Source organism: Microbacterium sp. K41, assembly GCF_004794395.1.
Classification (GTDB): Bacteria; Actinomycetota; Actinomycetes; order Actinomycetales; family Microbacteriaceae; genus Microbacterium; species Microbacterium sufflavum.
Genome location: NZ_SSDO01000118.1, coordinates 1 through 9,911 on the forward strand (window position 1 = coordinate 1; position 9,911 = coordinate 9,911).

Here is a 9,911-nt window from a genome sequence, read left to right on the forward strand (position 1 = left end):
CGCGGCGGCGATGGCGCGGCCGGTCGGCGTGGAGCCGGTCATCGAGATCGCGGCGATGCGCTCGTCGGCGACCAGGGCACGGCCGACGCCGCCGCCGCCCTGCACGAGTCCGACGACACCGTCGGGAATGCCCGCCTCGTGCACGCCCTCCAGCAGCAGCTGCGCGCTCCACGGCGAGAACGACGAGGGCTTGAGCACCACGGTCGCTCCGGCGGCGAGCGCGAAGGCGGTCTTCTTCACGGCCATGGCGCTGGGCGCATTCCACGGCAGGATGAGCGCGGTCGGTCCCCACGGCACACGGTGCAGCCGCACGCCGCCCTGCTCGGCGGGGAGCTCCGCGACGTCCCCACGGACGACGGCTCGGCGGGCGGCGTCACGCAGGGTCGCGCCGTTGGCTCCGCCGAACAGCCGTGTCACCGCGAGCGGCACCCCGCTGTTGAGCGCGTCGAGGCGGGCGATCTCCTCGGCACGGTCGTCCAGCCACGCGGCCAGCGCCCCCAGCCGGACCGCGCGCTCCTCGGGGGCGAGTCCGCGCCAGCGGCCATCGTCGTGCGCCCGACGGGCGGCGGAGACGGCCCGGTCGACCTGCTCCAGGGAGCTGGAGGCGGTGGGCACGAGGGCCTCGCCGGTGTTCGGGTCGTGCAGCCAGGAGCCGTCGGCCTCCGGACTCTCCTCGGCGACGCCGCCGATCCAGGTGCACAGGGCGGGGAAGGTCATCTCAGATCCGATCGAAGTAGCGGTGCAGGTCCCAGTCGGTCACGCGGGACATGAAGGTGGACCACTCGTGGTCGAGCAGGATGCGCTGATGCGAGATGAGCTCCGGCGTCAGCAGCTCCTGCACGAACGCGCTGTCGGCGAAGAGCGCTCCCGCCTGCCGCGGGTCAGCGGGCATGGCGCCGTCGCCGGGGAGGTCGTAGGCGCTGCCGCGCACCGGATCGCCGAGCTCGGCACCCGTCCGCATCCCGTCGCGGGCCGACGCGAGGATGCCCGTGAGCGCGAAGTACGGGTTGGTGTCGGCGCCGGGCAGGCGGAACTCGAACCGGAGCGCCTGCGGCGAGTGGCCGACCACACGCACCGTGGTGGTGCGGTTGTCGAAGCCCCAGGTGCGCCCGCTGCCGGCAACGTCGGTGGAGTTGCTGCGGCGGTACGAGTTGACCGTCGGGGCGTACCACGCCATCAGCGCCGGCGCGTGCTCCAGCGCCCCGGCGATCGCCGAGCGCATGCGGGGGCTCAGATGATCGGGGTCGGAGTCGTCCCAGAACAGCGCCGTGCCCTCGTCGTCGACGAACGACACGTGCACGTGGCACGACGAGCCCGGCTGGTCGTTGAGCGGACGCGCCATGAAGGTCGCCGACATGCCCGCCCGGGCGGCGGTGTCACGCACCGCGAGCTTGTACAGCGCGTGCCGGTCGGCCATCTCCAGCGGGTCGCCGTACTCGAACGTCATCTCCCACTGCCCGAGACCCCACTCGCTCTGCGCGGCCTCGACGAGGATGCCGCTCGCGCGCAGGTCGGACCGCAGCCTCTGGAAGAACGGCTCGTAGAGGTTGCCCTCGTGGATCATGAAGTCGGAGGGGGTGAGGGTCGTCGGATCGAGGTCGCGGAACCCCGAGCGGCGCAGCTCCCGCGGGTCGTTGCGGAACAGGTAGAACTCCAGCTCGGTGCCCGCGAGCGGCGTGAGACCGAGGTCGCGCAGGCGCGCCAGCTCCTGCTTCAGGATCACCCGCGGCGACAGCGGCATCGGCTCGTGCGTGTGCACGTCGACCGGGTCGGCGAGGCAGATCGCGACACCCTCCAGCCACGCCGCAGGGCGCAGGGTGTCGAGGTCGGGGAGCAGCGTGACGTCGGGCACGCCGTTGTGCATGCCGCACAGGGCGAAGCGGTTCTGGTCGATCAGCTCGAGCCCCTGATCGATGTCCCACGCCCACGCGCAGGTGCAGATGTCGACGCCGTTCGCCACGACCCGGCCGAAGCCCTCGACGGGGATGCGGCGACCGACGAGCCGACCTTGGAGGTCGGGCGTCGCGACGATCACGGTGCGGATCCCCGCGGCCTCCAGTTCGTCCGGCGCCAGGCGCACGTCGTCGATCATCGCGTCAGCCACCCTCCGTCGACGGGGAGCTGGATGCCGTCGATCCAGGACGCCTCGTCGCTGAGCAGCCAGGATACGGCCGCGGCGATGTCGCTCGGCAGGCCCACCCGTGGCACGAGCAGCCGCTGCTTCATGAACTCCAGCGCCTCGGGGCTGGTGACGCTGTCGTAGTCGAAGAAGTCGGTCGCGATGGGGCCGGGGGCGACGCAGTTGACGCGGATGTTCTTGGCCGCGAGCTCGACCGCGAGCGCCTTGGTGAGCATGGGCACGCCGCCCTTGCTGGCGTTGTAGTGCGGCTGCGCGGTGCCGGTGCTGGTCACCACGACCAGTGCCTCCACGGTGGAGAGGTTGACGATGGCGCCGCCGCCCGACTCGGCGATGAGCGGCGCCACCTCCTGCGCCACGAGGAACTGGCCCTTGAGGTTGATGTCGAAGACGAAGTCCCACGCCTCCTCGGTCAGCGTCTCGAACGAGTGCTCGGTGACCACGCCGGCGTTGTTGACGAGCAGGTGCAGGGCTCCCCACGCCTGGGCGGCCTGCGCGACCGCGGCGCGGATCTGCTCGCGCGAGCGCACGTCCACGACCGCCGCGAGCGCCGTGCCTCCGGTCGCCTCGATCAGGCGCACGGTCTCGGCGGCGCCCTCGGCCGAGACGTCGGTGACGAGGATGCGTGCCCCCTCGCTCGCCAGGCGGAGGGCGGTCTCGCGGCCGATCCCGGATCCTGCGCCCGTGATGAAGGCATTCCTGTCTGCGTGTCGCATGGTGTCTCTCCTTGTTCGTGCGTCTGCGGCGCCTAGGCGACGCTCTCGGTCGCGGGGGTGGGGGCGACCGCGGTGTGCGCGGACGCCTGATCGACGAGCCAGTCGAAGACCGGGTCACCGCCGAAGGTCTCGGGGTGCCACTGCACGCCCACCACCGGCAGCCCGTCGAGCTCGATCGCCTCGACGACGCCGTCGGGCGCCCAGCCGGTCACGGTCACCCCGGCGCCGGGGGCGTCGACCGCCTGGTGGTGGAACGAGTTCACGCGGGTGCTCTCGCCGTAGAGGCCGTGCACGACGCTGCCCTCTGCCGTGCGCACCTCGTGCACCCGGTGGGCGCGGGGGTACGCGTACGAGCCGTGCGACTCGCCCTCGCCCGCGGCGAGGTGCTGATGCAGGGTACCGCCGCGGACCACGTTGAGCAGCTGCGCTCCCCGGCACACCCCCAGCAGCGGCAGCGCGCGCTCGATCGCGGCGAGGATCAGGCCCGACTCGAACTCGTCGCGTTGCGGGTCGACGAGGGGCGTGAACGGGCCGGGGGTCTGCCCGTACCGGCGCGGGTCGACGTCGTCGCCGCCGACGATGACGACGCCGTCGAGCCGAGCCACGAGTTCGGCCGGGTCGGCATCCATGGGCAGGTGCACGGGCAGGCCGCCGGCTCGGAGCACCGAGGTGGCGTACTCGCTGAGGTACGCCTCCAGCGGGGCGTCGGCGAAGCCGTACGGGGCGCCGATCGCCGCGCCGCTGGTGCGACGACCGGAGATGCCGATCAGGGGCCGGGGCAGGGCGGGGAGACTGATGATGTCCATCCTTCGGTTCGGGGTCAGGCGTTCTCGTCGAAGCGCCGCACGATCTGGGCGTAGGCCGCCGGTGCGCTCGCCCGCATGATCGCCGCCTGCACCAGCCCGATCACCGGGGCGATGATCACGACGGCGACGAGGGTGATGCTGATGACGCCCCACGCCGGATTGCCGTCGGCGTCGACGTCGCTGACGAGCAACGGGAAGTTCGCGGCGATGAGCACGGCGGACACCGCCAGCCCGAGCAGTCCGAGGCCCGGGGCGATCACGGTGTGCCAGGGGCTGCGCAGGGCGCGGGTGCGGGCGAAGTACACGATCACGGCGAGGCAGGTCACGGCCATGAGGATCACGATCGCGAGGGTGCCGATGCCGGCGAACCAGGAGAAGATGTTCTCCGGCGCGAAGCCGAGGATGGCGAGCAGGGCGATCGCGACGCCCGAGGTGGCGACCTGCACGAGCGAGGCGACGTGGGGCGATCCGTGTCGGGTGTGCACGCTGCCGACGCGGTCGGGCAGCACGCGGGCGTTGGCCATGGCGTGGTGGTAGCGGGTGAGCACGTTGTGCAGCGAGAGCACCGCCGCGAACATGCTGCCCAGGAACAGCAGGGCCACGGCGACCGAGCCGACCGGGCCGAGGTACTGCTCGGTGACGCGGGTGATGAGGGTCGTGGGGTCGGCGGCGGCTTCGTCGATCACGTCTCCCTCCCCCACGCCGACCACCACGGTCCAGGCGGCGAACGCGTAGAAGACGCCGATCACGATCGCGGAGGCGTAGGTGGCGCGCGGGATGGTGCGCTCCGGCGTGCGCACCTCGTCGCGATACACCACCGTGGACTCGAACCCGATGAAGCTGGCGATGGCGAACATCAGCCCGAGCGCGGGTGCCCCGGAGAGCACGTTCTGCAGGACGAACGAGCCGAAGGTCACGCCGTCGGCTCCGCCGGTGACGAGGATGACGAGCCCCAGCAGGACGACGATCCCGATCTCGGCGAGCAGCACCACCACGAGCACGCGCGAGCTGAGCTCGATCTGCCGGTACCCGAGCGCACCGACCAGCGCGACCGAGACCAGGGTGAGCAGCCACCAGGGGATCTCGGGCCCGCCGAGCAGCGCGATGCTCGATGAGATGGTGGCGCCGAGGTAGGAGAACACCGCGATCTGCACGGTGGTGTAGCAGACCAGGGCGAGGTAGGCGGCGGCGAGGCCGGGGGTGCGACCGAGTCCGTGCGTGATGAACACGAAGAAGGAGCCGGCGCGGGGCAGGTAGCGGCTCATCGCGGTGAGGCCGACGGAGAAGAGCAGCAGGATCACGGTGGCCACGAGGAACATGACCGGGAAGCCGATCCCGTTGCCGAGCAGGTAGCCGATCGGCACGATGCCGCCGACCACGGTGAGGGGCGCGGCGGCGGCGATCACCATGAAGGTGACGGCCACCGCCCCGAGGTTGCCGCGGAGGTTGCGCTCGCGGGGTTGTTCTGCGGAGGGCGACGTCGTTGTCGAAGCATCCATGTCGAAGCATCCTTTGCCGATTGGATCAATGGTCTAATCTTTAGCCCATTGATCGGCGACAGCGCAAGACTTTTCCACGGAACGGCGATCATCCCCGTCGCCGAGGCACGACGAACAGCGCGACGCCCCGCTCCCGGGGCCGTCAGCGCGCGGTCAGCGCAGCAGGCCCAGGCTCGCCAGGGCGTGCCGGATGAGCGTGCCCCGGCCGCCCTCCATCTCGGCGGCGACCGCGTCGGACGCGGCGGCCTCGGGAGAGAACCAGGTGACCTCCAGCGCGTCCTGCCGCGGCTCGCACGTCCCGGTCACCGGCACCACGAACGCCAGCGACACCGCATGCTGGCGGTCGTCGTGGTAGGCACTGACCCCGGGGATCGGGAAGTACTCCGCCACCGTGAACGGCAGCGGCTGCGGGGGAAGGAGCGGGAAGGCCATAGGCCCCAGGTCGTTCTCGACGTGACGGAACAGGGCATCGCGGATCGTCTCCCCGAAGCGCACGCGACCCGACACGATGGTCCTGGTCATCTCCCCCATCGGCGTGGAGCGCAGGAGGATGCCGATCTCCGTGACCTGACCGGAGCCGTCGGTGCGGACCGGGATCGCCTCGACGTACAGCATGGGAAGGCGCCGACGCGCCTCCTCGAGTTCCACGTCGCTGAGCCAGCCGGGGTTCGCGTCCGGCGCCGGCGGAGTGGCGTCGCGGAACGCGCCGAGGCCCTCGTCGTCGGGCTCCGGATCGGGATCGGGTGTGCGCACCGCCATGCGTCCTTTCTATCAGCACCCTCCGACGAGGGACACCGGCGGCGCGTCGGTGCCGCCTGGCAGGATGACGGGGTGAGTGAGATTCTGACGATCGACGACACCGCCACCCGCTGGTCGACGGCGGAGCGCGCCGGGCTCCCCCTCGTGGTTCTGCTGCACGGGTACGGCGCCGACGAGCACGACCTGTTCGGGCTCGTCCCCTACCTGCCCGGCGGACTCGCCGTCGCCTCCGTCGCCGCACCGCTCGCGCCGCCGTGGCCCCAGCCCGGACGCTCCTGGTACCCGATCGAGGGCCTGGACGGGCGCAGCTCGACCGCCGTGACGCTCGCGGCGGAGGCGTTCCTCCGCTGGCTCGACGCCGCGGCGGGCGACGCCCCGTCGGTCGCGCTGCTCGGGTTCTCGCAGGGCGCGGCCGTGTCACTGCAGGCACTGCGGCTCGCGCCGGAGCGCTTCGACGCCGTGGTCGCACTGAGCGGCTATGTCGCACCGGAGCCGCTGTCGGGCGACGACGCCCTGACGGAGCTCCGGCCCCGCGTGTTCTGGGGGCGCGGCACGCACGACGACGTGATCCCTCCGGCGCTCATCGACCACACGGCCCAGTGGCTGCCGTCGCACGCCGAGCTGTCCGGCCGCGTCTACAGCGGCCTCACGCACAGCATCTCTGAGGACGAGCTCGGCGACGTGCACCGCTTCCTCACGACCTGGGTCGAGGGGATCGACGCGGATCAGGCGGAGGGGTCCCGCCCGTCCTGACCGCGCTCTCCCGCACTCCCGGGCTCCCCCGGGTCCGCCGCAGCTCCCGAGGTTCCCGGGTCCGCCGCAGCTCCCGAGGTTCCCGGATCCGTCGCAGCTCCGGGAGTTCCCCCGTCCGCCGCAGCTCCCGAGGTTCCCGGGTCCGCCGCAGCTTCCGGGCGCTCCCGCTCACCCCCGTCCACCCCGTCCTCCGGATGCCCCGGGTCTCGCTCGCCGTCCGGCCCGCTCGGGTCCGCCCGCCCGGAGCCGCGGAAAGCGACCGAGAGAGCCACGCCGATCGCCAGACCGATGCCGATGCCGAGGGCCCAGTTCTTCATCGCCATGCCGAGGGACACGCCGATCGCCACGCCGAGCGCGAGGCCGACGCCGAGGCCGGTGCGTGCCCGGAGTTCCTCCGGGCTGGGGTTCCGATCCGCCATGCCTCCCACGCTACGCATCCGTCGCGGTGCCGGCATCCCCCGTGCGACGGAGGCGCGACACGCCCGGGAGTTGCGAACGCCGACACGCCCGGGTATCGTCGTGGCGTCCTGTCCGCCGTGTCTGGAAGTCCTTTGATCTGAATCGTCGCCTCCGCGCTCCTCTTTCCGCGCGCTGACCCGACGATCGCCGACTCCCCGGCAGACCCCGCCCTCCGGGTGCGACCCGTTCGCGCCACCCCGGGCCCCGGTGTCAGTGCACCCCCGCACTCGACAGGAGACACCCCGTGTCATACCCCACCACCGTTCATCCCTCGGTCGTGCTCGACCGCCTCACCTACACCTGGCCCGACGGCTCGGTCGCACTCGACGGCGTGTCCGGAGCCTTCGGGTCCGGGCGCACCGGCCTGGTCGGACGCAACGGCGCCGGCAAGTCCACCCTGCTGCGCCTGATCGCCGGCGAGCTCACCCCCACGTCCGGATCCGTCTCCACCTCCGGCGAGGTGGCGTACCTGCCGCAGCAGTTGACGCTCGACGTCGACCGCCGCGTGGCGGAGCTGCTCGGCGTCTCCACCGCGCTCGACGCGGTGCGCGCCATCACCGCGGGCGACGTCGATCCCGCGCACTTCGACGCGGTCGGCGACGACTGGGACATCGAGGCGCGCGCGGAGGCCTCCCTTGCGGAGGCCGGACTCGCCCCCGCGTTCCTCGACCGCACCGTGGGCGAGCTGTCGGGCGGCGAAGCCGTCCTCGTCGCGATCGCCGGGATCCGCCTGCGGCGCGCGCCGATCACGCTCCTGGACGAGCCGACCAACAACCTCGACCGCGACGCCAGGGCGACGCTCGGCGCGATGGTGCACGCGTGGAAGGGCACGCTCATCGTGGTCAGCCACGACCTGTCGTTGCTCGAGCTGATGGACGACACCGCGGAGCTCTACGGGCAGACGTTGAGCGTGTTCGGCGGGCCGTACTCCGAGTGGCGCGCGTGGCTGGACGCCGAGCAGGACGCGGCGCGACAGGCCGAGGTCGCCGCGGCGCAGGCGCTGCGCAAGGAGAAGCGGCAGCGCATCGAGGCGGAGGTCAAGCTCGCCCACCGCGCCCGCACCGCCAAGAAGGCCGAGGTCGAGAAGCGCGTGCCGAAGATCATCGCACACGGCAGGAAGATGGCCGCCGAGGTCTCGGCGGGCAAGCTGCGCACCGAGGTCGGGGCGAAGGAGGAGGCGGCCCGCGCCGCGCACGACGAGGCCGGGCGCCGGATCCGCTCGGACGACACCATGAAGATCGAGCTCCCCGACCCGCAGGTCTCCCGCGCGCGCCGCATCGCCGAGCTCGGAGACGGCGAGCGCTCCTGGATCGTGCAGGGCCCCGAGCGCGTGGCGCTGATCGGTCGCAACGGCGCCGGCAAGACCACCCTGCTCGAACGACTCGTCGCCAGCGGTGTTCGCGACACAGGAGATCGGGACCCTATCGCGGCGGCTCCACCCGGTGTGGCCGATTCCGGGCCTGACCTCCCGAGGGACGACCGGCCGGAGTTGCGGGCGGAGGCGTTCACCGACCGGATCGGCTACCTTCCGCAGCGCGTGGACGGCCTCGACGAGGGCGCGTCGGTGTTCGACAACATCGCCCGCCGGGCCCCGCACGTGCCGGAGAAGGAGCTGCGCAACCGCCTGGCCCGGTTCCTCCTCCGTGGAGCGACCGTCGAGCGCCCGGTCGCGGCGCTGTCCGGGGGCGAGCGGTTCCGCGTGGCCCTGGCGAGACTCCTCCTGGCGGATCCGGCGCCCCACCTGGTGGTGCTGGACGAGCCGACCAACAACCTCGACCTGGACACGGTCGATCAGCTGGTCGAGGCGCTGCGCACCTATCGCGGCGCCGTGCTCATCGTCAGCCACGATGATGCGTTCCTGCGGCGACTCGACCTCGACCTCACCCTCGAGATCGACGCGGAGGGTGCGCTGCAGGAGACGGCGCTCCCCCCGTCGTGAACGCCCGGGTCCCGCGGCGTCGTCCGGCGGCGCGGGACCCGCACGCGACTCAGACCGACACCGCCAGAGGCAGGGCGACCACCCCCGCCCCCATCAGCAGGACCGCCGTCACGGCGTCGGCGTGGGGGTCGGGACGGCGTGCGAATCGTCGTGCTGCGTGTCATCGGGACGAGCGGTCCCCGCCGCGGGCTTCTTCGCCGCCTTCGCCGCCTCCCGGGCGGCATCGGCCGCGGCCTTCGCGGCTGCGTCGGCGGCCTGTGCCTCGTCGAGGTGCGCCTGGGCGATCGCCCCCGTGACGACCGCCGCATAGATGTCGCCGCCCGCGGGTTGCGGATGGATGCCGTCGCCGGCGAGGTCGTCAGGGTAGGGCGTGATGGCACCGTCCCAGTCGGCGACCGTGACGTTCGGATACGCGGCGGCGAAGTCGGCGAGCGTCGCGTTGCCGCCCGGGATCCAGCTGCGCTGCGCGTGCGCGTTCACGAACACCAGGGTGCGGTCCGGGCCGACGATCCCGAGGATGTCGGCGAGCAGGTCGGGATCGACGCCGCCGTTGGTCGCCAGCCCCACGACGACCGTCGGACGCAGTGCGCCGTCGTTCGCGAGCGACGACAGGATGCCCGTGGCCGGCCACATGCTGCGCGAGACCTGGGCGTCGATGGCGATGCCGGGCAGCGCGTTCTGCAATTCGGGCGCGGCGGCGAGCATGACCGAGTCGCCGACCGCCGTGATGTCGGTGCCGAGGATGGGCGGCGGCGTCGCCGCGGTGCTGGTCGGCGAGGGCGAGGGCGAGGGCGTCGGACCGGAGTCGGCGCCGGAACCCGTCTGCGGCGACGCGGCCGGGGC

General features: G+C 72.5%; 10 protein-coding genes. 2 read left to right on the forward strand and 8 right to left on the reverse strand.

The window, feature by feature from the left end; translation table 11 throughout:
• The 6 genes from DW309_RS02565 to DW309_RS02590 all read right to left on the reverse strand — a co-directional run.
• On the reverse strand, positions 1–717 hold a 717-nt coding region (locus DW309_RS02565), incomplete at its 3' end, for an aldehyde dehydrogenase family protein (RefSeq protein ID WP_136044470.1).
• A gap of 1 nt (position 718) precedes the next feature.
• On the reverse strand, positions 719–2,104 hold the full coding sequence (locus DW309_RS02570; protein WP_136044471.1) for a glutamine synthetase family protein: 1,386 nt from the start codon (positions 2,102–2,104) through the stop codon (positions 719–721).
• Positions 2,089–2,853, reverse strand: coding sequence for an SDR family NAD(P)-dependent oxidoreductase (locus DW309_RS02575; RefSeq protein ID WP_136044472.1), 765 nt, complete (start codon positions 2,851–2,853; stop codon positions 2,089–2,091). Before DW309_RS02575 ends, DW309_RS02570 begins: the two co-directional genes overlap by 16 nt.
• A gap of 32 nt (positions 2,854–2,885) precedes the next feature.
• Complete coding sequence (locus DW309_RS02580; protein ID WP_136035653.1) at positions 2,886–3,659, reverse strand: gamma-glutamyl-gamma-aminobutyrate hydrolase family protein; 774 nt, start codon at positions 3,657–3,659, stop codon at positions 2,886–2,888.
• 14 nt (positions 3,660–3,673) lie between these two features.
• Entirely contained in the window at positions 3,674–5,158 is a 1,485-nt protein-coding gene (locus DW309_RS02585) for an APC family permease (RefSeq protein WP_136044473.1), read from the reverse strand.
• Between the two features lie 153 nt (positions 5,159–5,311).
• Positions 5,312–5,917 (reverse strand): DUF4916 domain-containing protein, encoded by a 606-nt coding sequence (locus tag DW309_RS02590; protein ID WP_136044474.1) that lies wholly within the window; start codon positions 5,915–5,917, stop codon positions 5,312–5,314.
• 72 nt (positions 5,918–5,989) lie between these two features.
• On the opposite strand from DW309_RS02590, the gene DW309_RS02595 reads away from it, so the two are divergent.
• Positions 5,990–6,670, forward strand: coding sequence for an alpha/beta hydrolase (locus DW309_RS02595; protein ID WP_136044475.1), 681 nt, complete (start codon positions 5,990–5,992; stop codon positions 6,668–6,670).
• On the opposite strand, the gene DW309_RS02600 is transcribed toward DW309_RS02595, so the two are convergent.
• Positions 6,643–7,089 carry a glycine zipper domain-containing protein gene (locus DW309_RS02600; protein WP_136044476.1) on the reverse strand — a complete coding sequence of 149 codons (447 nt, stop codon included), beginning with the start codon at positions 7,087–7,089 and terminating at the stop codon, positions 6,643–6,645. The genes DW309_RS02595 and DW309_RS02600 overlap by 28 nt on opposite strands.
• Positions 7,090–7,373: 284 nt before the next feature.
• Here DW309_RS02600 and DW309_RS02605 point away from each other — a divergent pair, with 284 nt between their 5' ends.
• Entirely contained in the window at positions 7,374–9,068 is a 1,695-nt protein-coding gene (locus tag DW309_RS02605) for an ABC-F family ATP-binding cassette domain-containing protein (RefSeq protein WP_136044477.1), read from the forward strand.
• 108 nt (positions 9,069–9,176) lie between these two features.
• Here the strand turns inward: DW309_RS02605 and DW309_RS19270 are convergent.
• The coding region (locus tag DW309_RS19270; protein ID WP_446724625.1) for an SGNH/GDSL hydrolase family protein at positions 9,177–9,911 on the reverse strand (735 nt) is incomplete at its 5' end.

Coding starts and splice junctions, on each gene's coding strand:
- DW309_RS02575 (WP_136044472.1), bottom strand. CDS start 2,853: ATGCGACACGCAGACAGGAATGCCTTCATCACGGGCGCAGGATCCGGG.
- DW309_RS02580 (WP_136035653.1), bottom strand. CDS start 3,659: ATGGACATCATCAGTCTCCCCGCCCTGCCCCGGCCCCTGATCGGCATC.
- DW309_RS02585 (WP_136044473.1), bottom strand. CDS start 5,158: ATGGATGCTTCGACAACGACGTCGCCCTCCGCAGAACAACCCCGCGAG.
- DW309_RS02590 (WP_136044474.1), bottom strand. CDS start 5,917: ATGGCGGTGCGCACACCCGATCCCGATCCGGAGCCCGACGACGAGGGC.
- DW309_RS02600 (WP_136044476.1), bottom strand. CDS start 7,089: ATGGCGGATCGGAACCCCAGCCCGGAGGAACTCCGGGCACGCACCGGC.